The sequence below is a fragment of the Serratia sp. T13T92 genome, assembly GCF_047530105.1.
GTDB lineage: Bacteria > Pseudomonadota > Gammaproteobacteria > Enterobacterales > Enterobacteriaceae > Chania > Chania fonticola.
In genome coordinates this window covers 662,913-688,663 of record NZ_JBLJAK010000001.1, presented here as the reverse complement: position 1 = coordinate 688,663, position 25,751 = coordinate 662,913, and the positions used below count along the sequence as shown (strand labels likewise).

At 55.8% G+C, this 25,751-nt stretch carries 22 protein-coding genes; 17 read left to right on the top strand and 5 right to left on the bottom strand.

All coding sequences use genetic code 11. From position 1 onward, the window contains the following. Positions 1-10 precede the first annotated feature (10 nt). Entirely contained in the window at positions 11-2,296 is a 2,286-nt protein-coding gene (xdhA, locus tag ACMV5I_RS03245; RefSeq protein WP_414823661.1) for a xanthine dehydrogenase molybdenum-binding subunit XdhA, read from the bottom strand. Positions 2,297-2,656: 360 nt separating this feature from the next. Further along, entirely contained in the window at positions 2,657-2,926 is a 270-nt protein-coding gene (gene yahO / locus ACMV5I_RS03240; protein ID WP_037413937.1) for a DUF1471 family periplasmic protein YahO, read from the bottom strand. 570 nt (positions 2,927-3,496) lie between these two features. Here yahO and ACMV5I_RS03235 point away from each other — a divergent pair. Further along, on the top strand, positions 3,497-3,874 hold the full coding sequence (locus ACMV5I_RS03235) for a hypothetical protein (RefSeq protein ID WP_284121997.1): 378 nt from the start codon (positions 3,497-3,499) through the stop codon (positions 3,872-3,874). A gap of 392 nt (positions 3,875-4,266) precedes the next feature. Here ACMV5I_RS03235 and ACMV5I_RS03230 read toward each other — a convergent pair whose 3' ends face one another. Further along, a complete protein-coding gene (locus ACMV5I_RS03230) occupies positions 4,267-4,548 on the bottom strand; it encodes a hypothetical protein (protein WP_414823660.1) in 282 nt (93 codons plus the stop codon). A gap of 44 nt (positions 4,549-4,592) precedes the next feature. Continuing rightward, complete coding sequence (gene ynfF, locus ACMV5I_RS03225) at positions 4,593-7,031, bottom strand: selenate/tellurate reductase subunit YnfF (protein WP_414823659.1); 2,439 nt, start codon at positions 7,029-7,031, stop codon at positions 4,593-4,595. Positions 7,032-8,084: 1,053 nt separating this feature from the next. Between ynfF and hybO the strand changes: the two genes are divergently transcribed. The 16 genes from hybO (at position 8,085) to ACMV5I_RS03145 (ending at position 24,583) form a co-directional block, all read left to right on the top strand. Next, entirely contained in the window at positions 8,085-9,218 is a 1,134-nt protein-coding gene (hybO, locus tag ACMV5I_RS03220; RefSeq protein WP_024487114.1) for a hydrogenase 2 small subunit, read from the top strand. Positions 9,219-9,221: 3 nt separating this feature from the next. Then, complete coding sequence (gene hybA / locus ACMV5I_RS03215) at positions 9,222-10,232, top strand: hydrogenase 2 operon protein HybA (RefSeq protein ID WP_046808164.1); 1,011 nt, start codon at positions 9,222-9,224, stop codon at positions 10,230-10,232. Further along, on the top strand, positions 10,219-11,418 hold the full coding sequence (hybB, locus tag ACMV5I_RS03210; RefSeq protein WP_021804782.1) for a Ni/Fe-hydrogenase cytochrome b subunit: 1,200 nt from the start codon (positions 10,219-10,221) through the stop codon (positions 11,416-11,418). Before hybA ends, hybB begins: the two co-directional genes overlap by 14 nt. Continuing rightward, positions 11,396-13,090 carry a hydrogenase 2 large subunit gene (hybC, locus tag ACMV5I_RS03205; RefSeq protein WP_098931614.1) on the top strand — a complete coding sequence of 565 codons (1,695 nt, stop codon included), beginning with the start codon at positions 11,396-11,398 and terminating at the stop codon, positions 13,088-13,090. The genes hybB and hybC overlap by 23 nt, the downstream gene beginning before the upstream one ends. Next, positions 13,090-13,590, top strand: coding sequence for a HyaD/HybD family hydrogenase maturation endopeptidase (locus ACMV5I_RS03200; protein WP_121606541.1), 501 nt, complete (start codon positions 13,090-13,092; stop codon positions 13,588-13,590). The genes hybC and ACMV5I_RS03200 overlap by 1 nt, the downstream gene beginning before the upstream one ends. Next, positions 13,574-14,059 (top strand): hydrogenase-2 assembly chaperone, encoded by a 486-nt coding sequence (gene hybE / locus ACMV5I_RS03195; RefSeq protein WP_414823658.1) that lies wholly within the window; start codon positions 13,574-13,576, stop codon positions 14,057-14,059. The genes ACMV5I_RS03200 and hybE overlap by 17 nt, the downstream gene beginning before the upstream one ends. Continuing rightward, positions 14,060-14,401 (top strand): hydrogenase maturation nickel metallochaperone HypA, encoded by a 342-nt coding sequence (hypA, locus tag ACMV5I_RS03190; protein ID WP_024486888.1) that lies wholly within the window; start codon positions 14,060-14,062, stop codon positions 14,399-14,401. A gap of 19 nt (positions 14,402-14,420) precedes the next feature. After that, on the top strand, positions 14,421-15,383 hold the full coding sequence (gene hypB, locus ACMV5I_RS03185) for a hydrogenase nickel incorporation protein HypB (RefSeq protein WP_414823657.1): 963 nt from the start codon (positions 14,421-14,423) through the stop codon (positions 15,381-15,383). After that, a complete protein-coding gene (hybG, locus tag ACMV5I_RS03180) occupies positions 15,383-15,658 on the top strand; it encodes a hydrogenase maturation factor HybG (protein ID WP_414823656.1) in 276 nt (91 codons plus the stop codon). The genes hypB and hybG overlap by 1 nt, the downstream gene beginning before the upstream one ends. Continuing rightward, positions 15,645-16,760 carry a hydrogenase formation protein HypD gene (gene hypD, locus ACMV5I_RS03175; RefSeq protein ID WP_414823655.1) on the top strand — a complete coding sequence of 372 codons (1,116 nt, stop codon included), beginning with the start codon at positions 15,645-15,647 and terminating at the stop codon, positions 16,758-16,760. Before hybG ends, hypD begins: the two co-directional genes overlap by 14 nt. Then, entirely contained in the window at positions 16,760-17,788 is a 1,029-nt protein-coding gene (gene hypE, locus ACMV5I_RS03170; RefSeq protein WP_284122004.1) for a hydrogenase expression/formation protein HypE, read from the top strand. The genes hypD and hypE overlap by 1 nt, the downstream gene beginning before the upstream one ends. 235 nt (positions 17,789-18,023) lie before the next feature. Next, entirely contained in the window at positions 18,024-20,360 is a 2,337-nt protein-coding gene (gene hypF, locus ACMV5I_RS03165) for a carbamoyltransferase HypF (RefSeq protein WP_414823654.1), read from the top strand. Positions 20,361-20,420: 60 nt separating this feature from the next. Further along, positions 20,421-21,011 carry a HupE/UreJ family protein gene (locus ACMV5I_RS03160; RefSeq protein ID WP_202672380.1) on the top strand — a complete coding sequence of 197 codons (591 nt, stop codon included), beginning with the start codon at positions 20,421-20,423 and terminating at the stop codon, positions 21,009-21,011. Positions 21,012-21,222: 211 nt separating this feature from the next. Continuing rightward, complete coding sequence (locus ACMV5I_RS03155; protein WP_414823653.1) at positions 21,223-21,972, top strand: hypothetical protein; 750 nt, start codon at positions 21,223-21,225, stop codon at positions 21,970-21,972. Between the two features lie 23 nt (positions 21,973-21,995). Continuing rightward, positions 21,996-23,255 carry a hypothetical protein gene (locus tag ACMV5I_RS03150; protein WP_414823652.1) on the top strand — a complete coding sequence of 420 codons (1,260 nt, stop codon included), beginning with the start codon at positions 21,996-21,998 and terminating at the stop codon, positions 23,253-23,255. Then, the gene (locus ACMV5I_RS03145) at positions 23,255-24,583 is read left to right on the top strand and encodes a hypothetical protein (RefSeq protein WP_414823651.1); all 1,329 of its coding nucleotides are present in this window, start codon (positions 23,255-23,257) and stop codon (positions 24,581-24,583) included. Before ACMV5I_RS03150 ends, ACMV5I_RS03145 begins: the two co-directional genes overlap by 1 nt. 58 nt (positions 24,584-24,641) lie before the next feature. On the opposite strand, the gene cobD is transcribed toward ACMV5I_RS03145, so the two are convergent. Then, positions 24,642-25,715, bottom strand: a complete 1,074-nt coding sequence (cobD, locus tag ACMV5I_RS03140) for a threonine-phosphate decarboxylase CobD (RefSeq protein ID WP_414823650.1) — start codon at positions 25,713-25,715, stop codon at positions 24,642-24,644. Positions 25,716-25,751: the final 36 nt, after the last annotated feature.

The window sequence follows — 25,751 nt, the reverse complement described above, 5'->3', positions numbered from 1 at the left end:
TGTTCTCCAGTTACTCGATCAGGCCCGCCTGCGAAAAGTAGCGATACAGCGTTTTGGGCGTCAGCGGTAACTCATCTATCTTCACGCCGGTTGCCATCCAGATGGCGTTACGGATCGCCGGGGCGGGAGAGATCAGCGGCGGTTCACCCAGCGCCTTGTGCCCATAGGCGGATTGCGGCTCATAGGTTTCGACAAACGCACAGTCCAACTCTGGCAGATCGAGAATGGTAGGGAACTTGTAATCCAGCAGATTGTTATTGCGCACGATGCCGCTTTGCTCGTCGATGATCATCTCTTCGAACAGCGTCCAGCCGATGCCCATCCCCATGCCGCCATGCACCTGTCCCTCGGCCAGCAGTGGGTTAAGGATCTGGCCGGAATCGTGCAGATTAATGATCTTGTTGATGGTGACCTTACACAGCTCAATATCGACGGTCAGGTCAACAAAGGTGCAGCCAAAGGCGGGTGGATTGCTGCGGGTTTTGCAGGAAACTTCGGCCATAATCTGCCCGCCGACCTCCTGATCGTAATGGGCGCTCATGGAGACTTCTTGCACTGAGCACAACACTTTTTCCGGCATCTCCTTCAGCACCACCTCGCCGTTGATCACATCTAGCGCCCATTCGGGCTGGTTGCACATATAGGCTGCATGGGTCAGGATCTTGGCGCGTAGTTCGGTAGCGGCCTGGTGGATGGCTGGGGCTGCGACATAGCTTTGCCGCGAGGCGAAGGCCCCGGGATCGTAGGCGGTAATATCGGTGTCTTGGGTGGAGATAACGTAGAGGGAAGAGAAGGGCACGCCGATGGTTTGCGCTGCCATTTGTGCAAACACGGTATCCGATCCCTGGCCAATTTCCGTCGCGCCGACTTGCAGATGGATGGTGCCGTCCTGGTTGAGTAACAACCGGGCGCTGGCAATCTCGACGCCAACTGGATAGGTATTGGACGCATAGCTCAGGCAGGCCACGCCAACGCCGCGACGGATGGGGCCACTTTGGTTCAGGCAGGCGGCACGACGGGCATCCCAGTCAAACAATTCCCGGCCTTTTTGCAGGCATTCGATAATCCCGGCGCTCTTGATTTCTTTATGATTGAGTGGGTTGAGATCTCCTTGGCGGGCGACGTTTTTGAGCCGCAGTTCCAGCGGATCCATCCCCAGTTGGGCGGCGGCTTCGTCAATCATGCATTCCAGGGCAAAGGTCACCTGTGGTGCACCGTAGCCGCGCATGGCTCCGGCGTTCGGCAGGTTGGAGTAAAAGGTGGTGGCTTTGTAGCCGAAGGCGATACGCGGATACAAATAGGCGATTTTATTGGCCCCGGCGGAGGCAATGGAATGGCCGTGAGAAGCATACCCACCGGTATTGGAGAGCACCTCCAGGCTATAGGTTTGCAGGATGCCGTCGCGGTTAATGCCCATCTTACCGCTGATGGCGAACGAGTGGCGGGTGCGTGACGCCAAAAAGCACTCTTCGCGGCTCAGTTCAACCTTGACCGGCACGCCGCCGAGTTTCCAGGTCAGGAATGCGGCCATCGGCTCTTCCAATACGTCCTGCTTATTGCCGAACCCGCCGCCGATATAGGGTTTGATCACCCTGATGGATGACCATGGCCGATCCAGCGCCTGGCCTACCACACGGCGTACCAGATGGGGAATTTGGGTGCTTGAGACGATCACGATGCGATCCATCTCGTCCATGTAAGCGTAGGAAATCACCCCTTCCAGATGACAATGTTGCACTACCTGCGTGCTGTAGTTGCCTTCGATTACGACCTCTGACGCAGCCAATACTGCCACGGGATCGCCGCCGTTGAGCTGGTGCTGTTTCAGTAAATTGCTTTTACCGCCGTGTAACAGCGGCGCATCGGCTGCCAGCGCGGTTTTTGCTGTGGTCATCACTGGCAGTTCCTGATATTCCACTTCAACCAGCATGGCGGCTTTCTCTGCCGTTAACACGTCGCAGGCAACCACGATCGCCACGCCATCGCCGTGATGGCGTACATGCTGGGTCAGCAACTGTTTATCCGCTACGTCACGCTTATTGGCATCCAGCGACCAGGCGTGGCCGGCAGTCGGAAAACCATGCTGCGGCACATCCTGATAAGTGAATATGGCTTCCACCCCTGGCAGTTGCAGGGCTTTGCTGGTGTCGATACGCGTAACCAGGCCATGGGCAATCGGGCTACGGACATATTTGGCATGGCGCATACCGGGCATGGTCATATCGTCGGTATAACGCGCCCGGCCGGTGACTTTGGCTTGTGCATCGACGCGTTCGGGCGAAGTTCCTACAGGCATCTTGCTCTCCTCGGTGAGAGAAAAAGTCGCGATAGCCAACAGCAGCAACTTACAGGCCATGATGGGTTGAAAAATCAGCCGGATGTGAGATTTGTGAGTTGAATCTGGTTTATGGCGGGGGTGTGATAGTTTTTTGGTGGTCAAAGAGGGGGGAGGACGCACCAATGACGGCATAGCAAAGACGATGTACGACGATAATTTATCATATTGATAAGGATAAGATTATCAGGTTGATACTAGCTATACCGAAACCAGCCCACTCTCGAAGAGGGGGCATCAGAATGAGCGCAAAAAAATTGCCCTTGAAGAGAGCAGGGCAATTTTCGTTGCGAGATGGCTAACGCTAACTCAATGGCAAGGCTACTTTTTCTTGTAGACTTCCGCCGTACCATGAACTTTGTTATCCGTGTTAGCCGAGGTCAACACATAGATATCCCCACCTTTTTCATCCGCTTTTTTTGAAAGCTCCTCTTTTGCATCAGATTGAGAGGTTTCGCCAGAGGTGGAAATACTGCCGACGTTAACATATTGATCTTTCACCTTTTCGAAATCTACTTTTGCCATCAATTCTGCGGCGACTGAACTGAAGGCGAGTGTGCTTGCGAAAAGAGCCAGTATCAGTTTCTTCATAGTGTGTTTCCTTGTGACTAGTTGAGTGCATGATTTCAAATAAAACCGCATTAATGCGAGGGATTAAAAGTGGTTATGATCAGGCTAAAGCAACTGCATAAGGTACTTTTCAGGTGAAAGGCTTCAATTGTAAAGTCCCTGCCACCCAGTATAGACGAATAATTGACGAGAGCTCCAAATCGGTCTTGACGTGAGGGGAGGTAAAACAGCCTCTGCAGCGTACACCACCCAACTTGGGCGGCGGCAGGGTTTAGAAGTGAGCAGTGCAACTATCGGGGAGGAACAACCCGATGCTGAAAACATTATTTTTAAGTTTAAATGAATAAATAAGAGGTCCACATAATATCCGTTGGATGCTTTAATTTATTTTCAAGATAAAACGCTTTCTCCAGCGTTGAGTAATGAGCCTGAAAGTCAGGTAAATCAGAGAGATGTGGCGCGTATAAATAATTTTATATTTATACGCGTTACTTGATTCGCTAATAAATAATGTGTTGCATGTTAAATTGCGCTGGGTTAATAATGATTTCGAACCAGGTTGTTTTATATTAATTAATAAAGGAGCTGTTTATGAGAGTTATTGATAATGCTATGCTTGATCAAATTTCTGGCGGTCGAGGGAATAATGGTGGTGATCGGTCGGATAACGGCGGTCGCAATAACAACAAGGGAAGGGGGCCTTCAACTAACTATGGCGGGCAGGCCAATGGCTTTGTCGGCAATTCATCTCCCGGTATGGATGCCAATTGTGCTGCAGGTCTTGCACTGGGTGTTATAGGTGGTGCAGCTGGCGGTGCGTGGGGTGGCCTAGGAACTGCTGCTGCCGGGGCGTTTGGCGGCGCGATAACAGGCGTTGGCAACTGTATCAACACCGGGAATGGCGGTGGTGGCGGAACGGGTAGCAATAGCAATTGTGGTGGGAATTCAGGTAACAGCTGTAGTTGGTAATGTTACTCATGGCTAAAAACTAATACCAGCATGTTACATTTTTCATCACTTAAAAAGAGGTTTATACAATGAAGATTAAATCAAATTTTTTATTTTTTATATGGATTTTTGCTTTTATGTCTTTCATTGTTAATCCTCTTTATAAGCACCTTGGGGTAATAGCTTATTCTGTTATAGAGTACCCACCGTGTCTTGCTGTGGCAGTTCTAGTTATTATCATACCGTTAGGCTTCCTCAGTTTGGTCGATCTGGTTTACAACGCGGTGTGTAAGATAGTGACCCGAATGTCGAAAGAAAAATGATAGCCAGCCTAATCAAGGAAAAATATTGGCCCCATAACGGTTAATCAGTTTGGGGCCAATCTTGCCGTGGTTTTGATGGTTAAATGGCAGTCATACCGCACCTTGCATCGTATGCCATTGCGGTAGCGAGTCGCTACCGTCGTTCACCTCCACTGTCAGCATTAATTCCCCGCGCCGCAACTGAATGCGCAGACCTTCGCTATCCCGGCTGACATGCATATCGGTTATTGGCTGCCGATCGTCAAAATCCCATACGCCAATAAACTCCGCCTGCGGCTGATGGCTGCGTAATGTCAGATAACTCAGATCTGTCACTGCCGGGTTGGCCGGAGCATAGCCTTGCCACAGCAGCGCATCGCCATGTAGCCACAACGGTGTTGAAGGGGCAGGCCGAGTTCAACCAGCCCCAAATCTACCTACAGCTTCACAATCTGCACCAGATTGGTGTGTTGCGGGTTGCCCTTGGCCAGCGGGGAAGGGCGATGGTGGGTCAGAATATTCACGCTGCCGCCGTGATCGACCTTATCACCAAACATATCCGCCGCCAGCCAGGCACCTTGGCCCATCGCGGTGACGCCGGGCATAATGCGTGGCGTTACCTTCGCCTGGATCTGCGTTTCGCCCCGGCCGTTAAAGACCTTCACCCGATCGCCGTTTTTGATGCCGCGCGCCTGCGCATCTAGCGTGTTGATCCACACCTCCTGCGGGCAAGCCTGCTGCAATACGTCGATATTACCGTAGCTGGAATGGGTTCTGGCCTTGTAGTGGTAACCAAACAATTGCAGCGGATATTGGCTGCTCAGCGGATCTTCCCAACCTTCAAACCCGGCGGCATAGACAGGTAACGGGTGGATCACATCTTCTGGCGCCAACTCCCAGGTAGCAGCGATTTCCGCCAGCCGTTCGGAGTAAATTTCAATCTTGCCCGATGGCGTTTTCAGTGGGTTGGCCTGCGGATCTTCTCTGAACTCCTTGAAGGCCACCACGTGCTCTTCCGGGCATTTGCGCTTATAAATACCAGCGCTTTTCATCTCTTGATAGCTTGGCATCTCCGGGTTGCGTTCGCGGGTTTTCTCACACAGGTATTCGATCCACTGCTGCTGGTTGCGCCCCTCGGTGAAGGTCGCTTCGGCCTGTGGCCCAACCCGTTTGGCCACCTCGGAAAGGATCTCGTAAATCGGGCGGCGTTCAAACTTGCGCGTGGTGGCGGGCTGGCCCAGGATCACGTAGCCCATATTGCCCGCGGACTCATGAGAGATCAGGTCTTCCTGCTCGGTTGGCATCAGGTCGGGCAGCAGAATGTCGCAATATTTGGCCGATGAGGTCATAAAGTGTTCGATGCCGACGATCATTTCACACTTGCTGTCGTCTTGCAGGATCTGGTGGGTACGGCTGATATCACCATGCTGATTGATCAGCGTATTACTGGCATAGCACCAGATAAATTTGATCGGTACGTCCAGCTTATCTTTGCCACGGATGCCGTCACGCTTGGCGGTCATTTCCGGGCCGCGCATGATGGCGTCGGTCCAGGTAAACACCGAAATCTTGGTCTGTACCGGGTTGGTCAGCATATCGAACCATTCCACGCCCAGATCGAAGCTGCCTTCGCGGCAGCCGGTATTTCCGCCGTTGATACCGACGTTACCGGTCAGGATCGGTAACATGGCAATGGCCCTGGCGGTTTGTTCACCGTTGGCGTGACGCTGTGGCCCCCAGCCCTGGCAGATATAGGCCGGTTTGGTCATGCCGATTTCGCGGGCCAGTTGGATAATGGTGTTGGCCGGTATCCCGGTGATACGAGCCGCCCACTCTGGCGTTTTGGCGATGCCATCGTCACCCTGGCCGAGAATATAGGCTTTGTAATGGCCGTTTTTTGGCGCGCTGCTGGGTAGGGTGGTTTCATCATAGCCTACGCAGTATTTATCCAGGAACGGCTGGTCCACCAGGTTTTCGCTGATCAGCACATGGGCTATGCCTGCAACCAACGCCGCATCGGTGCCCGGGCGGATCGGTACCCATTGATCTTCACGGCCACCAGCGGTATCGGTATAGCGCGGATCGATGACAATCATCTTGGCGTTAGAGATAGCCCTGGCTTGTTCCAGATAGTAGGTCACGCCACCACCGCTCATGCGGGTTTCCGCCGGATTGTTGCCAAACAGCACCACCAGCTTGCTGTTGGCGATATCATCCGGGCTGTTGCCCTCTTGTGCGCCGTACAGATAGGGCATGGCGGCGGTGATCTGCGCGGTGCTGTAACTGCCATAGCGGCTGAGGAAGCCGCCGCAGGAGTTCATCAGGCGATAAGGCACGTTGGAGTTGGTGATATTGCCGCCGTCGACCCCGGTACCGTACAGCACGTGCACCGCTTCATTACCGTATTGCGCCAGGGTGTGCTTCAACTGGCCGCTGATGGTATCCAGCGCCTCTTCCCAACTGATGCGTTTGAATTTGCCTTCGCCGCGTTTGCCGACGCGTTTCATCGGGTATTTCAGACGGTCCGGGTGGTTCATACGGCGGCGGATAGAGCGCCCGCGCAGGCAGGCCCGCACCTGATGGTTGCCATATTGATCGTTACCGGTGTTGTCGGTTTCCACCCAGTAGACTTCGTCATCCCGCACGTGCAGGCGCAGCGCACAGCGGCTGCCGCAGTTTACTGTGCAAGAACTCCAGACCACCTTGTCTTCCGGCAGTTGGGCATTTGGCAGCGGCTCGGCGGCAGCGATTTTACGGAAGGGCAACACCAGCCCCGAAGTGGCGGCCAGTAAACAGCCGGTAGCGGAGCCGGTTTTGATTAGCTTACGACGGCTGAACGGGTGATGAAGCAGGTCCGGGTTGTTGTTATCGTTCATGATAGTGCTCCCTGTGCTGGCCTATTTCGGTGCCGATAACGCCTGATGTCTGGTTTGCTATTAACCTATGCTGTCTCTTGGCAAGACGTTTTAAGTCAGGCAACGGTGGCGTGAACTATTAAAAGTGCTAACCTGTAGCGAATAGAACCGTCTGCATTAATGAATTTGCATTGGTAATATTCGCCATGCAAAGTTATCTCTGAGCTTAATAATTTGATTACCTCTTAATAAGTATACTCGTGCACGGGGCAGATGAAGTTTGCTTGAGGTCAAGTTTTAGCTTTTAGCAAGCGAATAAAGCGGGCTGGTTGTTTCTTTTCACAGCGGCAAGCGTTGTGTTGAGGCCGGTATCTCAATCTATAGCATATTTGGTTGGCAGGATTAAGGGATGTTGGTGAATTAAATCCAGCGTCGATACAATATTGTTATGGCCTCGTGCAACATAAGCCCCCCGTTACGCGCGTGTTAGAGGGATTAGCAAAGTCATTCATTGCTTAATCCCCGATGTATTGCATGATGACCAATCCCCGCCAGCCGTCACAGTGGTAGGAAAATCGGGTAAAAGTTCGACATCCTGCAACACCACTACCAAGCACGGCCCCGCTGATGACTCTGCAATAAAATTATAAACTAAAACGGCATATTACGTGTTTTCCTGCCCCGGCCTTTTCTATACTCATCACGCTTGATTGTGTCGTAAAGCTTATGCTGAGGCAGAGGGGATATTAATTGTTACAAAACGATTCAGGTGAATACATTATTATTCTTGTTGTTTGCTCGGTGGCTTATTTAACGGGGTTAGGATTTTTATTTAAAAGGTAATGAGAGTTATTGTTATTTAAATGCGTGCGCGAATAAATCTAGCCAGAAAAATATGCAAGAAAAATATTTTTTGCTGAAGCGATTTTTCTCATGTTACGCAAATATTAACCGTTACCTCTGCAAAGGTTGATAAAGATCAACTCAGGGTAGCCGGAAAATAACAATATATTAACCACCCGCATACTGTGTTTACGGGCTTGCATGTCGGTCATCAACAGGGGATAGATAATAATGATAAGGGAAAATCAAACATTTTTCCGGGATGGCGTGAATCGCCGCGATTTTATGAAGTTATGTGCGGCATTGGCCGCCACCATGGGGCTCAGCACCAAAGCCGCCGCCGAAATAGCCCACTCGGTAGGTTCGCCACAGCGGCCACCGGTCATCTGGATCGGGGCTCAGGAATGTACCGGCTGTACGGAGTCCTTGTTACGGGCCACTCACCCAACGATCGAGAACCTGTTGCTTGACGTGGTTTCCATGGAATACCACGAAGTCCTCTCTGCTGCGTTCGGCGAACAGGCGGAAGAAAACAAGCACCGCGCGATTGAGCAATACAAAGGGAAATACGTGCTGGTGGTCGACGGCTCCATTCCGATGAAGGATGGCGGCGTCTACTGCATGGTGGCCGGTAAGCCGATCGTTGAACATATCCGTAATGCGGCAGAGCACGCCGCTGCGGTGATCGCCATCGGCTCCTGTGCCGCCTGGGGCGGCGTCGCGGCCAGCGGACCTAACCCGACCGGCGCAGTCAGCCTGCAGGATATTTTACCCGGCAAAACCGTAATCAACATCCCCGGCTGCCCACCTAACCCGCACAACTTCCTGGCGACGGTGGCCCATATCATCACCTACCAACGGCCACCGGCGCTGGATGCGAAAAATCGCCCCGAATTCGCCTATGCCCGTCTGATCCATGAAAACTGCGAGCGCCGTCCGCACTTTGACGCCGGGCGTTTCGCCAAACAGTTTGGTGATGACGGCCATAGGCAGGGTTGGTGCCTGTATCACCTTGGCTGCAAGGGGCCAGAAACCTACGGCAACTGCTCAACGCTGGAGTTCTGCGACGTGGGCGGTGGCATCTGGCCGGTCGGGATCGGCCACCCATGCTACGGCTGTAACGAGGAGGGCATCGGTTTTACCAAAGGGATCGCCCAGTTGGCTAGCGTCGAAAATCCTACCCCACGAAACGCCAAACCCGAAGTGGGTATCGTCGAAGGCGGGCATGTCAGCCCAACGGCGATGGGATTGCTTGGCGGTGTCGTCGGCCTGGTTGCCGGGGTCAGCCTGATGGCGGTGAAAGAGCTGGGGCGGCAGCAAAAAACGCAGCGTAAAGACGACGAGCAGCCGCCAAGCAAGGAGTAAGCCGTGAATCGACGTAACTTTCTAAAACTGACCTGCGGTGGCGCGATGTTGGCAGGGGTTGCCCCTGCGGCGCAGGCCGGGCCGGAGAACAAGCAGCCCATCCCCAACTCGCTGGGCATGCTGTATGACTCGACCCTGTGCGTGGGTTGCCAGGCCTGTGTCAGCAAATGCCAACGTATCAACCATACCGATGAACCGCATGGCGAAACCTATGCTTACGCGGGTACCGAAGCGACCTGGTCGAACAACGACAAGCTCAGCCCCTATACCAACAACATTATTCAGGTGTGGACCAGCGGAGACGGCAAGCACAAAGACCAGGTGGACAACGGCTACGCCTATATCAAAAAGCAGTGCATGCACTGTGTCGATCCCAACTGCGTATCCGTCTGCCCGGTTCAGGCGCTGCACAAAGATGCCAAAACCGGCATCGTGCATTACAACCCGGATGTCTGTACCGGCTGCCGCTACTGCATGGTGGGTTGCCCGTTCAACGTGCCGAAATACGACTACGACAACCCGTTCGGCAAGATCCACAAATGCGAGCTCTGTAACCAGAAAGGCGTTGCCCGGCTGGATCAGGGCGGGCTGCCAGGCTGTGTCGAAGTCTGCCCAACCGGGGCGGTGATTTTTGGCACTCGCGAGCAGTTAATGGCCGAAGCCAAACAGCGTCTGGCCAGCAAGCCCGGTGAAAATTACCGTTACCCGCGCCAAACCCTGCAAGGCAACGACCATTACGAACACCCGGTGCCGCATTACCAACCGCACCTGTATGGCGAGCATGAGGGCGGCGGAACGCAGGTGCTGGTGCTGACCGGTGTGCCTTTCGAGGATCTCGGCTTGCCAGCACTGGAGGAGTTGTCAACCGGTGCGCGTTCCGAGCATATCCAGCACACGCTGTACAAAGGCATGGTGTTGCCGTTTGCCGCTCTGGCCGGGATCACCTTCCTGGTGCAGCGCAACCAGCGTAACGAGCGTCAGGACAAGAAGGAAGATAAACATGACGACGCATAAAACGCAGCCACTCGGCGGGCGGCTGGTGAGCTGGCCGGTGATGATGCTGGCACCGTTTGTGGTGCTGTGCCTGTTGCTGATCCTCAAACGTCTGGTGTTGGGGTTGGGCGATGTTTCCGATTTGAACGGCGGCTATCCCTGGGGGATCTGGATCGCGTTCGATCTGTTGGTAGGCACCGGTTTAGCCTGCGGCGGCTGGGCGTTGGCCTGGGCGGTGTATGTGTTCAACCGGGGAGAATATCACCCGCTGGTGCGGCCTGCGCTGTTAGCCAGCCTGTTCGGCTATTCGCTGGGCGGGCTGTCGATCACCATCGACGTCGGCCGTTACTGGAACCTGCCTTACTTCTATATTCCCGGCCATTTCAACACCTCGTCGGTGCTGTTTGAAACCGCGGTCTGTATGACGATCTATGTTGGCATCGTGGCGCTGGAGTTTGCCCCAGCGCTGCTGGAACGGCTGGGCTGGAAGGTGTCGCTCAAAAGGCTCAACAAGGTGATGTTCCTGGTGATCGCCCTGGGCGCATTGCTGCCAACCATGCACCAATCCTCGATGGGTTCGCTGATGATTGCGGCGGGGATCAAAATCCACCCGCTGTGGCAAAGCTACGAAATGCTACCGCTGTTCTCTCTGTTGACGGCGGGCATTCTGGGCTTCTCGATAGTGATATTTGAAGGCTCACTGGTGCAGGCCGGGCTGCGGGGGAAAGGGCCAGAGGAAACGCCGCTGTTTGCCCGCATGACCTACATCATCGATGGGTTCTTACTGCTGTTTATTGTGCTGCGCTTTGGGGAACTGATCTGGCGCGGCAAAACGGACTATCTGTGGCATCTCGATCGGTTTGCCATCTCGTTCTGGGTGGAAACGCTGTTGATGTTGGTGCCGCTGGTGATGTTCCGCTGGAAACGTAACCGCCGCAACTCACGCCTGCTGTTTCTCGGTGCGCTGAGCATGGTTTGCGGAGCGTCGTTCTGGCGGCTGAATTACGCGTTGCTGGCCTACGACCCTGGCAATGGCTACCACTATTTCCCGACGGCCAGCGAACTGCTGATCTCCATCGGCTTTGTGGCAATTGAAGTTTGTGCGTACATCCTGTTGATCCGGTTGTTACCGGTGCTGCCTGCGCATCAACATAAGAATGAAAACAACCAGTTAGAGGTAGAGCATGAGCCAACGCATCACCATTGATCCCGTCACCCGTATTGAGGGCCACCTGCGCATCGACTGTGAAATCGAAGACGGCAAGGTGGTTAAAGCCTGGTCCTCCGGCACCATGTGGCGCGGAATGGAAGAGATCCTGCAAGGTAACGACCCGCGTGACGCGTGGATGATCGTCCAGCGGATCTGCGGCGTGTGCACCACCATTCACGCGTTAGCCTCGGTGCGGACGGTGGAAAATGCGCTGGGCATGGAGATCCCGGTCAATGCCCAGTATATCCGCAATATCATTGCCGCCGCCCACAGCATTCACGACCATATTGTGCATTTCTACCAGCTCTCGGCGCTGGACTGGGTAGACGTCACTTCGGCGCTGAAGGCCGATCCACAGAAGGCTGCCGATTTGCTCAGTGGCCTGTCTAGCTGGCCGTTGAACAGCGTTGCCGAGTTCACCCGGGTGCAGCAGAAGATCAAGGATCTGGTCGCCAGCGGCCAACTGGGCATCTTCGCCAATGGCTACTGGGGGCACCCGGCCATGGCGTTACCGCCGGAGATTAACCTGATCGCCGTTGCCCACTATCTGCAGGCGCTGGAATGCCAGCGTGATGCCAACCGCGTGGTGGCAATACTGGGCGGCAAAACGCCGCATATCCAGAACCTGGCGGTGGGTGGGGTGGCTAACCCGATCAACCTCGATGCCCCTAGCGTGTTGAACCTCGAGCGCCTGATGTACCTGAAAACCTTTATCGATCGCCTGGGCGACTTTATCGAGCAGGTTTATCTGGTGGACAGCGCGGTGATCGCGGCGCATTACCCTGAGTGGCTAACCCTCGGCAAAGGCTCAGACTGCTATCTCTGCGTGCCGGAGCTGCCGATCGATCGTAAAGGCGACCAGTTCCTGATGCCGGGTGGCTATCTGGAGAACGGCAAGTTCCGACCGATCGCCAACCAGCGCGATGAGTATCTGATCAAGGGTATTCAGGAGAGCGGTAAACACGCCTGGTATCAGGACGATGAACCACTGGCACCGTGGGAAGGGCTGACCCGGCCTAAATACACTGGCTGGCAAGAAGATGGTAAATACTCCTGGGTAAAAGCGCCAACCTTCTACGGCAAAGCGGTAGAGATGGGGCCGTTGGCCTGGCTGATGTGTACCCTGCAAGCCGAACACCCGCCAACCCAGAAATATTTTGCCAAGGTCAACAGCAATTACCAGGCCCTGACCGGCAAAGCGTTAACCGCCGATCAGTTGCCGTCGACCCTGGGCCGCATTGTCGGGCGCACGGTACATGCCTGTGTACTGCATGAAACCCTGGGCCAGCAGTGGCAGGCGTTGGTGAGCAATATTGGCAGCGGCGACCACGAAACCTTTATCCCACCGAATATTCCATTGACCGGTGAGATCCGGGGCGTGGGCTTTATCGAAGCTCCGCGCGGTGCATTGTCCCACTGGGTGGTGATCAAGGACGGCAAGATCGCCAACTATCAGGCAGTAGTGCCCTCAACCTGGAACGCCGGGCCACGCAACTTTAACGATGAGCCCGGTCCTTACGAGCGCTCGCTGGTTGGCACGCCGGTGGCCGATCCGAGCAAACCGCTGGAGGTGGTGCGAACTATCCACTCGTTCGACCCGTGCATGTCCTGTGCGGTACATATTGTAGACACCACTGGCAATGAAGTGACCAGGGTCAAGGTGCTGTAATGAGAATCTTGGTATTAGGCATAGGTAATCTGTTATTGGGCGATGAAGCAGTGGGCGTGCGCATCGTCGAAGCCCTTGAGCAGCGCTATCGCTTACCGGCCCATGTTGAGGTGCTGGACGGTGGCACCTCGGGGATGGAACTGATGGAAATGATGGCCGATCGCGATCATCTGATTGTGGCGGATGCGGTGTTGACCGGTGCCGCACCGGGCAGCGTCGCCGTGCTGTATGACGAAGAGATCCCGGCGCTGTTTACCCGTAAGGTTTCGCCCCATCAACTTGGGCTTTCCGACGTGCTGATGGCGCTGCGGCTGACGGATGAGTTTCCCCGTCGGCTCACCCTGGTGGGCGTGGTGCCAGAGTCGCTGGAGCCTGGAATAGGTCTGACCGCCGTGGTCAGCCAGGCGATTGAACCAGCGTTAGCCCAGGTGTTGCTGGCGCTGCAAGAGAGCGGCGTGGTGGCGGAGCCAAAAGAGGTGGCCAATGCAGACTGTGACTAACGGTTTTCAGCTCAATCCCAGCGCGCGGTTGGAAACCGCCTTTCAGGCGATCGCCGATGGTGAGATGCAGGGTTTGCCGTTTTTCCAACCGCAAATCCCGGTGCGTGCCTGTGGCTTTCAGCTGTTTGAACGGCAGTGGGTCGGCACCATTCTCACGCCGTGGATGCTCAGCCTGCTGGTGTTGCCCGGTCCTGAACAGGTTTGGCAACCCTATGCGGTGGGAGACAAGCTGGCGTTGAGCCTGCCTTGCGGCAGCGTGCGGTTCATCGTCGGTGAGATTGCGGGCTGCGGGCAATACCTGGCCTGTTCGCTGATGTCTCCGTTGGATCGCCATCTGGGGGCCGAGCAGGCGCTGGCGTTGGCACAACAGAGCGCGCGGATGGCGCTTTCGCTACCGGTGGCGGATGGCAACATCCCCAGTAATCCGGGGCGCAGAGCGCTATTTGGTCTGTCACAGAGAACGGCGTAGATGCATGAAATCAGCCTGTGCCTGAGCACGATGGAATTGATAGAGCAGCAGGCTCGGCAGCACGGAGCTAAACGGGTGACGGCGGTGTGGCTGGAGATTGGGGCGCTCTCTTGTATTGAAGAGCACGCGCTGCGTTTCAGCTTTGCCTCCGCATCCCGCAATACGCTGGCAGAGGGGTGCCAGCTATTGCTGGACTACCAAGCGGCCCGCGCCTGGTGCTGGAGTTGCAGCATGAGCGTGTTGATTGAAAAACATGATGAAGGTTGCCCACAGTGCGGCAGCCACCAGTTGCGTGTCGAGAGCGGTGACAGCCTGCGGTTAAAGCAGCTGGAAGTGGAATAATTTTGAGGAGTGAATAACGATGTGTACGACTTGCGGTTGCGCCAGTGGCGAAAAAACCATCGAGGGTGACGAACATCATCACCATGACGACCACCATCATCACGACCATCATGATGCTCACCATCATCCTGATCATCACCACCACCACGACGGAGAACATCAAGCACCGGCAGGCGTGGTGATCCATCACCATCATCACTATTACCACCAGGGCGATGTGCATCACCATTACGCGGGTGTCGCAGCGGCGGAGCGCTTTACGCCAGAGGTGCAACCGCATTCGCAAGACCTGCACTATGGACACGGCGAGGCGGGAAGCCATGCACCGGGTATCGGACAGCGCCGTCTGGTGCAGATTGAACAGGACGTCCTGAGCAAGAACAACCATCTGGCGGCCCACAACCGCGAACACTTTTCCGCGCAACATATTCTGGTGCTGAACCTGGTTTCCAGCCCCGGCTCGGGCAAAACGACCTTGCTAACGGCCACGCTGGAACGATTGGCGGGCAAATTACCCTGCGCGGTGATTGAGGGCGACCAGCAAACCAGTAACGATGCCGAGCGTATTCGCGCCACCGGCGTACCGGCTATTCAGGTTAATACCGGCAAGGGCTGTCATCTGGACGCGCAGATGGTACACGACGCGGCACACCGCCTGGATTTGCAGGATCACAGCCTGCTGTTTATCGAGAACGTCGGCAACCTGGTTTGCCCGGCCAGCTTCGATCTGGGCGAACGGCATAAGGTCGCAGTGCTGTCGGTGACGGAAGGGGAAGACAAGCCGCTGAAGTATCCTCATATGTTTGCTGCCGCAACGCTGATGATTATCAACAAGATCGATTTGCTGCCTTACGTTAATTTCTCTGTAGAGAAATGCATCGAGTTTGCCCGCCAGGTTAATCCGTCCATCCAGGTGATCGCATTGTCGGCCACCAGCGGTGAGGGAATGGATCTCTGGCTGAACTGGCTGGGGGAACAATAATGTGCCTCGGTGTGCCCGGTAAGGTGACCGCAGTGGGGGAGGATATCCACCAACTGGCCTGGGCCGACGTGTGCGGCGTGGCGGTCAGGATCAATATTGCGCTGGTCTGTGAAGGATCACCGCAGGAGTTGATCGGCCAGTGGGTGTTGGTGCACGTCGGCTTTGCCATGAGCCTGCTCGATGAACGGGAAGCGCTGGAGACGCTGGCGGCATTGCAGCATATGCGCGCCGTCGGGTTGGCACGGGATGACGAGGATGCCAATGCGCTACGTTGATGAATTCCGCGATCCGGCGTTATGCCAGGCGCTGTTACGGCGCATTGAAACGCTGATGTTAGCCATCCCCCAGTCGCAGCGCCTGCCGCTACAGGTGATGGAAGTCTGCGGTGGCCACACCCACGCGATCTTCAAGTTTGGTCTTGACCAACTGTTGCCGGACAGCCTGGAATTTGTCCACGGCCCCGGCTGCCCGGTTTGCGTATTGCCGATGGGGCGCATTGATAGTTGCTTGGAGATTGCCGCCCATCCGGAGGTGATTTTCTGCACCTACGGTGATGCGATGCGGGTTCCTGGCCGCAATGGATCACTGTTGGATGCCCGCCGCCGTGGTGCCGATATCCGGGTAGTTTATTCGCCGCTGGATGCGCTACAGCTGGCGGCGGATAACCCTCAGCGTGAAGTGGTGTTTTTTGGCCTGGGTTTTGAAACTACTATGCCCGCCAGCGCCTTGACCTTGCAGCAAGCCCGCCAGCGGCAGCTGAAAAATTTCACTCTGTTTTGCCAACATATCACTCTGATCCCCACCTTACGCAGCCTGTTGCAGCAGCCCGATGTGCGCATCGACGGCTTCCTGGCGCCGGGCCACGTCAGCATGGTGATCGGCAACGCGCCCTATCAGTTTATCGCTGCGGATTATCATAAGCCGCTGGTGGTGACCGGCTTTGAGCCGTTGGACATTCTGCAAGGTTTGGTGATGCTGCTGGAACAGCTGCGTGATGACCGCCGTGCGGTAGAAAACCAATACCGGCGCATCGTGCCTGAACAGGGCAATCTTCTGGCCCAGCGGGCGATGGCAGAGGTGTTTGGCCTGAAAGAGAGCAGCGAATGGCGCGGGTTGGGCGAGATTGCCCACTCTGGCGTGCAGATCAAACCTGAGTATGCGGATTTTGATGCAGAGCTGCGGTTTAAACCGCAGGCGCAGCGGGTTGCGGACGATCCGCGTTCACGCTGTGGCGAAGTGTTGACCGGGCGCTGCAAACCGGATGCCTGCCCGCTGTTTGGCAAGCAATGTACGCCGGAGAACGCCTTTGGTGCCCTGATGGTGTCCTCGGAAGGGGCCTGCTCGGCTTACTATCAGTATCGCAGGGAGAACGCATAATGCGTGAAGAGAACAACGGGCGGGAAATCACCCTGGCCCATGGCAGCGGTGGCCGCGCCATGCAATCCCTGATTGAAGAACTCATGCTACCCGCCTTTGCCAATCCGGCATTAAATGCCCGGGAAGATCAGGCACGAATCTCACTGGATGAGCTTGTTACCTCGGGCGACCGCTTGGCGGTATCGACCGACAGTTACGTTATCGATCCCATTTTCTTCCCCGGTGGTGATATCGGCAAACTGGCGGTTTGCGGCACCGCTAACGACGTGGCCGTCAGTGGTGCCCAGCCGCGTTATCTGAGCTGCGCCATGATCCTGGAGGAAGGGTTGCCGTATGCCACGCTGGAACGCATCGTCCAGTCGATGGCCAGCACGGCGCAGCAGGCCGGGATCCAGATTGTGACCGGCGATACCAAAGTGGTGCCCCGTGGTGCGGCAGACAAAATCTTTATCAATACCACCGGCTTGGGAACCATCCCGGCTGGCGTCCACTGGGGGGCCGCTAACATCCGCCTGGGTGACAGCATTATCGTCAGCGGCACCTTGGGCGATCATGGCGCAACCATTCTGAACCTGCGTGAAGGGCTGGGCCTGGAGAGTGAATTAAGCAGCGATTGCGCGCTGTTGGCTCCGCTGATTGCCCCATTGTTACCGATTGCCGGGGTGCGCGCTTTACGCGATGCGACTCGTGGCGGCGTGACGGCGGTGCTGCATGAGTTTGCCGCTGCTAGCGGCTGTGGCATGGCGATTTCCGAGGCGGCGTTACCGTTGAAACCGGCGGTGCGGGGGATTTGCGAACTGCTGGGGCTGGATGCGCTCAACTTTGCCAACGAAGGCAAGCTGGTGTTGGTGGTGGCAGCCGAGGCTGAAGCTGAAGTGTTAGCTGCGTTGCATAGTCATCCGCTGGGCCGCGATGCGGCGGTGATTGGCCATACCACTGAGCGCCAGCAGGTGAGCCTCACCGGGCTGTTCGGGGTTTCCCGGCGGCTGGATCTGCCGCTGGATGAGCCTTTGCCACGGATCTGCTAGTGGTTTGGTTGTGGTGTTGAGTGTGGTTTTGCCCCTCACCCTAACCCTCTCCCACAGGGAGAGGGGACCGACCGAGTTCGCTTCAGTTGCAGAGAGTCACCTGATCATGGCTGAGGACAACAGGTCGGTCGCGGTACTCAACCACGGCACCTAATCAGCTCCCTCTCCTTGGGGAGAGGGTTGGGGTGAGGGAGATACAGATTGATCGCTGGACTAACAGGAGAGTCGAGACAACATGGCAGATTTTGAGCCGGAGAATATCGCCAGCAGCAACGGCCTTCGCCTGCGGATCAAGGGCAAGGTGCAAGGGGTCGGATTTCGTCCCTACGTTTGGCTGCTGGCCCGGCGCTTTAACCTGTGCGGCGAGGTCAGCAATGACGGTGCCGGGGTGATCGTCCAGTTATGGCAATCGCCCGCCATAACGGATTTTTTGCGGGTACTGCCGCAAGAGTGTCCGCCTCTGGCGCGGATCGATAGCGTCACCTCTACACCGTTTAACTGGCCGCAACAGCCAGCGAGTTTCACCATTGCCAGCAGCGGCGCGGGGCAAGTGGATACCCATATCGTGGCGGATGCGGCCACCTGCGATGCCTGCCTGGCAGAGCTGAACTCGCCGCATAACCGGCGCTATCACTATCCGTTTATCAACTGCACCCACTGCGGCCCGCGATTTACCATCATTCGCCGGATGCCCTACGATCGGCCCAATACCTCAATGCAGCCTTTTCCGCTGTGCCCGCAGTGCCTGGCGGAGTATCAGGATCCTGCCGACCGTCGTTTTCATGCACAGCCTACCGCCTGCCCGGAGTGTGGCCCGCACCTGTGGCTCAGCGATGCCGCAGGCCAAACCACCGCCAGTGCCGACGATGCGCTGAAACTGGCCGCACAGGCGCTGATTGCCGGGCAGATCGTGGCGGTGAAGGGGATTGGCGGTTTTCATCTTGCCTGTGACGCCACCAACCCGGCTGCGGTACAGCGCCTGCGCGCGCGTAAACATCGCCCTGCCAAGCCCTTGGCGGTGATGATGCCGGATACTCACTGGCTGCAACAATGTGTTCAGGTCGCGGAATCGACGGCACTGTTAAAGCTGTTGCGTAGCCCACCAGCCCCGATAGTGCTGGTAATGGCTCACCCGCAAAGTCCCTTGTGCGGGGAGATTGCGCCGGGGTTGAATGAGATAGGGGTGATGTTACCGGCTAATCCACTGCAACATCTGCTGTTGCAACAGGTCGCGCGGCCACTGGTGATGACCTCCGGCAATCCGGCAGGCAAACCTCCCGCACTGAGCAACCAACAGGCACTGGATGAACTCGCTGGGGTGGCTGACGTCTGGCTGCTGCATAACCGCGAGATCGTCCAGCGAGCCGATGACTCTTTAGTACGCTTGACCGAGCAGGGTAGTGAGATGCTGCGCCGGGCACGTGGCTATGTCCCGGATGCGATGCCCTTGCCCCCTGGCTTTACCTCCCAACCGGCCATTCTGGCACTGGGAGCCGATAGCAAGAATACCTTCTGCCTGCTGTGGGATGACCGGGCGGTGGTCAGCCAGCATCTAGGCTCGCTGGAAGATGAAACCACCCGGCAACAGCAACAACGATTGTTGGCGCTGTTTGGCGAAATCTACGGCGTGGTGCCACAGGCGATCGCCATCGATGCCCATCCCGGCTATCTCAGCCACCAGCAGGGTCTGGCGTTGGCCAACGAGCGGACGATCCCTTGTGTCACCACGCTGCATCATCATGCCCATCTGGTAGCCTGCCTGGCGGAACATGGCTGGCCGCGCGACGGCGGTAAGGTAATCGGGCTGGCGTTGGATGGGCTGGGATATGGTCTTGGCGGGCAACTGTGGGGCGGTGAATGCCTGCTGGTAGATTATCAGCATTGTGAGCATTTGGGCGGGTTGCCCGCAGTGGCATTGCCAGGGGGCGATGTGGCCGCTCGCCAGCCGTGGCGCAACCTGTTGGCCCAGTTACAGCGTTTTGTCCCCGATTGGCAGACGTTGCCAGAGGCTGACTCTATCCCTCAACCGCAGGCGACGATCTTACTGCGGGCGGTAGAACGGCAAATCAACTCACCGTTGGCCTCTTCCGCCGGGCGCTTGTTTGATGCGGTGGCCGCAGCATTACAGATCGTGCCGCCACAAATTTCCTGGGAGGGGGAGGCTGCCTGCCAGTTGGAAGCCTTGGCGTGGCAAAGCCCGCCTCATCAGCCCCCGGTTTCACTGCCGCTGCTCGGCAATCAGCTGGATCTGGCCACCTTCTGGCGGCAATGGCTGGCCTATCAGGCCCCCCCGGCGCAGCGTGCTTATGCGTTCCATTTCGCCCTGGCCCAGGGATTTGCCGCATTGGCTCGCCACGCGACAAAGCAATACGGCATCAATACCGTCGTGCTGTCCGGTGGAGTGATGCATAACGCGCTGTTGCGGCAACTGTTGCTCCAGCAGTTGGACGGATTACAGGTCTTGCTGCCATCCCGTTTACCGGCAGGCGATGGCGGGTTGGCCTTGGGGCAGGCGCTGATTGCCGCCAACCGACTTATTCAAGGCAGGCATAAGGATGAATTTATAACGTAATCAACTGTTTTCACGAGTAAAACCACCACCTTCATTCACTGGAAAATTTAGGTATTCATTATGCGTATTAATGTCAAAGCTGTGGCTGTATCCCTACTGGCGCTGTTCCCCATGCTGGCCTTTGCCCATGTGGGCCATGACGGTGGCGCGCATCACGTATTAAGCTTTACCGAAGGCTTTATCCATCCGCTGACCGGGATGGATCATCTGGTTGCCATGGTATTGGTAGGCATCTGGAGTGCTATGAATACCAAGCAGTGGTGGCTGGCGCCGCTGGCGTTTGCCGGTTTGCTGCTGACCGGTGCGCTGGTTGGCATGGCAGGTGTGACCGTACCTGGCACTGAGTTCATCGTTGCCGCCTCGCTGCTGGGCATTGGCGTGATGGTTGCCTTACAGCTGAAACTGTCGGCGATAACGGGCGCATTGATTATCGGCGCTTTTGCCATTTTCCACGGTCTGGCCCACGGTGCTGAGCTTTCTCATTCGGCGGCGGCGCTTTCCGGTATGGTGATTGCAACGGCGTTGCTGCACGTGGCGGGGTTGGGTATCGGTTATCTGCTGGCGTCTTCGTCTACGCATAGCGGCTGGGCGCGGGTGATTGGCGGCGGTTCATCTCTGCTGGGGATCGGCCTGCTCAGCGGTGTGATCTGAGTTTAACCATTTCCTCACCAAGGTTTGCTGGCAGTGACTTTGCGATCGCTGCCAGCAGTCTCTCCTGTTTATCTCAAAAAATAACAAGCGGCTGGATTTGTGCCTATTTTATAGTTAGATTCCCTGCTAGCTAATTGCGTTTGATACTGCGTTATCTTCCGCACAACTTTTAACCCTATGAGTTAATTCAAGAATGACAGGGAATGTTGCTATGAACAGGGTGATAGGTTTACTGGCGTTATGCCTGGTTTCTTTTTCTTCTCTGGCCGATTGCCAGCCTCTCCTGGCCGAGCTGGCTAAGCCCTTCGCCGCCAAAACGACCATGAATACCGAGCTGTCCACCTGCAAGGTGTGGCCCTATGCTCCGGAAAAAACCATAGCGGTGCTGATGCTGGAACCCAAGGAAGAGGCTCAACCCGATTTTACCGACTATGACGTCGCCGTTTTGGTGGTCGATAGTCAGTCCGGCAAGGTGCTGGCCAGCAAATATCATCCCAGAGCGATTATGGATGATGCCATTTCTACCCGCAGCGTGACCATTGACACTGCACGCTACCAATTGTCTCCGGCGATACGCGCTTTCGGAGTGCGCTTTGACCACCGGGGAGCTTCCTCGGTCAATCCCATCAGCATCGAACGCCTTAACCTCTATACCCTGCAAGAACAGCAATTAACTCTGGTACTCAATAATCTCACCATGAATGAATATGGCGGTGAGTGGGATGGCCAGTGTGCCGGGGATTTTGTCGTGATCAATCGCGCCTTGGCGCTTGGCAAACGTGCGCATAACGGCCTTCAGGATCTGCAGATACAGACTATGGCGATGCACAAAGAATCGAGCCAAAAAGGGATGGACTGCCTGGAAAGCAACAAAGTCATTGCCCAGACCCGTGTCGAACTCAAGTTCGATGGTAAAGCCTATCCCGTAGAGCAGGATAAGTTGCTCGAACATCGTTTTTAATCCGTGCCTGGTCGTTAGCAACCATGAAAAAAATCTGCTTCTATGAGCTGTCCTTTATCCGCCACAATCTCAACGCGCCCAGCGAAAGTAAGCTACGGCGCATTTTGGCCGGGGACAAGGTGTTCTATACCTACAGCAAACAGTTTGTGGATGCCAAAGTGTTATACCGTTTGGTATCGGGGGATCGTGTGTATATCGGTGCCCATCAGTTGGCTGATGGCAGCTACTGGCTGCATTGGCTGGTTTCGCCTGAAAAGGGGGAGCTGCAACCGAAGCTGGCCGACATTAGCAAACCGGCTGCGTTGATGAAGCTGGTCGGCGCGATCATGTTGATGACGCTCTCAGCAGTGGGTTATTTCCAGTTGCTGAATATCTGGGTGATGGTGCTACTGCTTTTTGTTTTCATCTTTGGCTGCTGGTGGTTCGTGGCTTCGTTACATACGCTGATGGTGGGAACCAGCCGTCACACGCGTAGGTTGTTAAAAGGGCTGGAGAGCGTCAAACAAGGCGACACGTCCCTTTGCCTTACTACCACCGAATCATTAACCGAGCCGGGGGGCGGAGCGCCTTCACTACAGGCCAGCAAAGAATTGGCTAACGATCTGGATGCGCTGCAGCCGAATGATTTGCTATTGGCCGATAAAGTCACCTTGACCAGCGTGAGCGGAGAGGCTGCCGATGTTAGCGCCCGCCGCGATTTTACCGGCGGAGGCAAAAGCCGCCGGGATTTTATCGAGTACCAATTTAGCTGCAATGGAGAGCGGTTCTCATTTCGTAGCGGAATTAACTCGCTGATGGAAGACCTCAATCCGCTGTTCTATCGGCAACATCCGTTCTTCCTGGCGGCCGAAGATCCGCTGATGTTGGTGGTCAATCAGCAAGATAATGCGGTGCTGGGCCTGTGTAATGAAAGGGATGGCAGCGCCTATCTCAAGCTCGGCGGGATTGCCGTTTCTTTTCACCAGCTCAAGCTGATGTATAAAGTGATGTTTGGCTGCTGTTCTTTTTTACTGGTGATGCTGGTGTTTTTCACCCTGCATGATTGGTGGGAGCAGGGCGGTGCGCCGGATAAGTGGGACTGGCTGGACGCCGCAGGCATGTTTTATGACTTTGCTCTGATGAGCATCATGATTTTCTGCGTGTTCATGCTGTTGGTGGAGGTCTGCACTTGGATAACGCGCAGGAACTCGCTCAGTGCGGCGCGCTTTGTCTTTGCCCGCCAACTGTTGGTGTTGTTTAAAAAACGCAACGGTGGCAAACCCTATATTCAGGAAGTCCCCTGATGTTCAGCAATAGCCTAACGCGCATCATCCTGCTGGCATTGGGGCTTATCATTTCCTGGATGCTGTTTTATATCGACAGCTTTGCCGGGTTTGCCCCCGACTGGCAGTGGCAGCGAAACTATCAGGCAGAACGTCCTGCGGTAGTTATGAGTGGGGAACGCCTGAGCAGTTTTCAACAAGGGGTGCTGTTAACGGGTATCAGCGATGTAATAAATACGCGGATCACGGATATTGAGCGTGACCAGAATACGCTGATCTCTCACTATGAAAATTCGGTGCAGATCGATGTGCTGGCAGACATTGGTCCCCCTTTGTTAAACCTGCAGATATCCCCTGATACCACCATGTTACGCTTGATGCTGGAGGCAAAGGTTGGCCGTGGAACAATTCGGCACCGGAGCTATGATGACAGCGCCACGATCCCGGTCAGCCAACTCATCATCGAAGAGAATGGCAAGCTGCGCGTCAGCGCCCGTTTTTTGGGCTACGTGGCTGAGCAACAGTGTGATGTTCAAGGGCATTGCCTGGTGGTGTTCGGCACCCGTTCTTATAGCAAAGATGCCGTATTTTATTCTGCCGATGGCGGGCGTAACTGGAGTTGGTTACCCCAGTGGCAAGCACCCGGTGGTAACCAGACTTATCAGCTCTTGGGGCTCTCTGGAGCGCAGAGCGTGCTGCTGGTTCAACAGGGTAAACTCTACCGGTCGGACGATCTCGGCCAGCATTGGCAACAGATATTCGATCTGGCCAGGTTGTTAACGGAACGCGGGATCGAGCCTGCTCTCTATGCGGCCAGTTGGCACTATAACGGCGGCGATCGGGTGATCGTCAGTAATCAGCCCCATAACACTGGGGAAGAGGATCGGTTAACTGCTTCATTGCTGCTTGATTTCAATCTGAAATCCGCTCAAATCCAGTCCAGCCAGTGGGTGGGCGGAGATATCGTTGCGGCCGACATTAGCCCGCAAGGGGATTTTGATTTTGTCTTACGCCAGCGGCCACGGTGGCTTTATAGCCTGAACCGGTTGCGGGAGAATGGCGCGCTGCAACCGCTGCTGGAAACCGGTAAAAAAGCCTTAGGCACGCTTTATGCGGGTAATGATCTGCTGATGATGGAGAAAGCGTTCAACGACCCGCTGCATATGACAGTCTCTACCGATGGCGGCCAGCACTGGTTCAGAATGAAAAAACTGCCTGATAGCTATAACTATCGCGTGCAGTTTGACCGCTGGCGTAACCGCTTGTTCCGCTTTCCAGCCCATGATTTCGATTACCCTAAGTTGGGCAATAGCGACGGCCTGGTGTATGAGACAACCACTCCGCCGTAATTGCCATGCTGCATCCGTTCCAATAATCAAAGGGTAACGTTTGATGTCTAAAAACGCCTCAGTCTTCCACCAGAACCTGTTGCAGCGCGGCGATCAACTTGCAGTTGGTCGCTGCGCTTTTGATAGCCACCCGGTAATAGTCGGCGGAAAGGCCAGGGTAGTTGGCACAGTGGCGGATCAGGATGCGGTGCTGCAACAACGCCTGTTGCAGATCGTAGCCGGGGCGCAGGCAGCGTAGGAAAATATAGTTCGCTGCCCCTGGCCAAATGCGCAAGTGCGGCAAGGTGGCCAGCGCGTCAAACAACCAAGCACGCTGCTCTGCCAGCCATTGGTGGGTTTGCTGGATGTAATCGCGATCGTCGAGGATCACTTCGCCTGCCAGTGCTGCATAGGCATTGATGGTCCAGGGTTCACGCAGTTGTTTCATCTGTTGTAAAGCCGTGCGATCGCTGCTGACCAGATAGCCGAGGCGCAGGCCGGGGATGGCAAAGAATTTGGTCAATGAGCGCAGGATATAAAGGCGTGAATACTCCGCCATTTGTGGGATCAGCCCCGGCGCATCTGGCAGAAAATCGATAAAGGCTTCATCAACGATCAACGCAATGTTGTGCTGGCGACAGCAGGCGACAATGGCCTGCAACAGCGCGGGGTCTGGCATCAGCCCGATCGGATTGTTGGGGGTGGCCAGGAATAGACAGTCCGGTTGGCGCTCGGCCAGCACCTGCAGCAGCCGCTCATCGGGTTGAAAACCCCCGGCTTCATCCAACAGGAAGTCCTCTATCTGGCAGTCAATCCGCTGCAATGCCCGGCGGTATTCGGCAAACCCCGGCGTAAGGAGCAGCGCCGTGCGGGGGCGTAGCCGGTTCACGATGGCGTAAATCAGCTCGGTGGCCCCGTTGCCTGCCATGATATTCTCTGGCGGGCAGTGATGAACCCGCGCCAATGCCGCATGCAGACGCCGGTATTCAACGTCGGGATAGCATTCGGCGCTGGTCAGATGCTCGATAATCGCCGCCTTCAGGCTGGCGGGCATGCCCAACGGATTGATATTGGCACTGAAATCAATAATCTCGGCCGGATCCAGACCGGTTTTCAACGCCATTTCCAGTACGTTACCACCATGTTCGCTCACGGTTTTGCTATTCCCCTGTCAAATTTGCGTGCAGGA

What these genes read in the sequence shown, in the direction of transcription:
- xdhA (WP_414823661.1), bottom strand. Translation starts at nt 2,296, where the DNA reads ATGCCTGTAGGAACTTCGCCCGAACGCGTCGATGCACAAGCCAAAGTC.
- yahO (WP_037413937.1), bottom strand. Translation starts at nt 2,926, where the DNA reads ATGAAGAAACTGATACTGGCTCTTTTCGCAAGCACACTCGCCTTCAGT.
- ACMV5I_RS03235 (WP_284121997.1), top strand. Translation starts at nt 3,497, where the DNA reads ATGAGAGTTATTGATAATGCTATGCTTGATCAAATTTCTGGCGGTCGA.
- ynfF (WP_414823659.1), bottom strand. Translation starts at nt 7,031, where the DNA reads ATGAACGATAACAACAACCCGGACCTGCTTCATCACCCGTTCAGCCGT.
- hybO (WP_024487114.1), top strand. Translation starts at nt 8,085, where the DNA reads ATGATAAGGGAAAATCAAACATTTTTCCGGGATGGCGTGAATCGCCGC.
- hybB (WP_021804782.1), top strand. Translation starts at nt 10,219, where the DNA reads ATGACGACGCATAAAACGCAGCCACTCGGCGGGCGGCTGGTGAGCTGG.
- hybC (WP_098931614.1), top strand. Translation starts at nt 11,396, where the DNA reads ATGAGCCAACGCATCACCATTGATCCCGTCACCCGTATTGAGGGCCAC.
- ACMV5I_RS03200 (WP_121606541.1), top strand. Translation starts at nt 13,090, where the DNA reads ATGAGAATCTTGGTATTAGGCATAGGTAATCTGTTATTGGGCGATGAA.
- hybE (WP_414823658.1), top strand. Translation starts at nt 13,574, where the DNA reads ATGCAGACTGTGACTAACGGTTTTCAGCTCAATCCCAGCGCGCGGTTG.
- hypA (WP_024486888.1), top strand. Translation starts at nt 14,060, where the DNA reads ATGCATGAAATCAGCCTGTGCCTGAGCACGATGGAATTGATAGAGCAG.
- hypB (WP_414823657.1), top strand. Translation starts at nt 14,421, where the DNA reads ATGTGTACGACTTGCGGTTGCGCCAGTGGCGAAAAAACCATCGAGGGT.
- hybG (WP_414823656.1), top strand. Translation starts at nt 15,383, where the DNA reads ATGTGCCTCGGTGTGCCCGGTAAGGTGACCGCAGTGGGGGAGGATATC.
- hypD (WP_414823655.1), top strand. Translation starts at nt 15,645, where the DNA reads ATGCGCTACGTTGATGAATTCCGCGATCCGGCGTTATGCCAGGCGCTG.
- hypE (WP_284122004.1), top strand. Translation starts at nt 16,760, where the DNA reads ATGCGTGAAGAGAACAACGGGCGGGAAATCACCCTGGCCCATGGCAGC.
- hypF (WP_414823654.1), top strand. Translation starts at nt 18,024, where the DNA reads ATGGCAGATTTTGAGCCGGAGAATATCGCCAGCAGCAACGGCCTTCGC.
- ACMV5I_RS03160 (WP_202672380.1), top strand. Translation starts at nt 20,421, where the DNA reads ATGCGTATTAATGTCAAAGCTGTGGCTGTATCCCTACTGGCGCTGTTC.
- ACMV5I_RS03155 (WP_414823653.1), top strand. Translation starts at nt 21,223, where the DNA reads ATGAACAGGGTGATAGGTTTACTGGCGTTATGCCTGGTTTCTTTTTCT.
- ACMV5I_RS03150 (WP_414823652.1), top strand. Translation starts at nt 21,996, where the DNA reads ATGAAAAAAATCTGCTTCTATGAGCTGTCCTTTATCCGCCACAATCTC.
- ACMV5I_RS03145 (WP_414823651.1), top strand. Translation starts at nt 23,255, where the DNA reads ATGTTCAGCAATAGCCTAACGCGCATCATCCTGCTGGCATTGGGGCTT.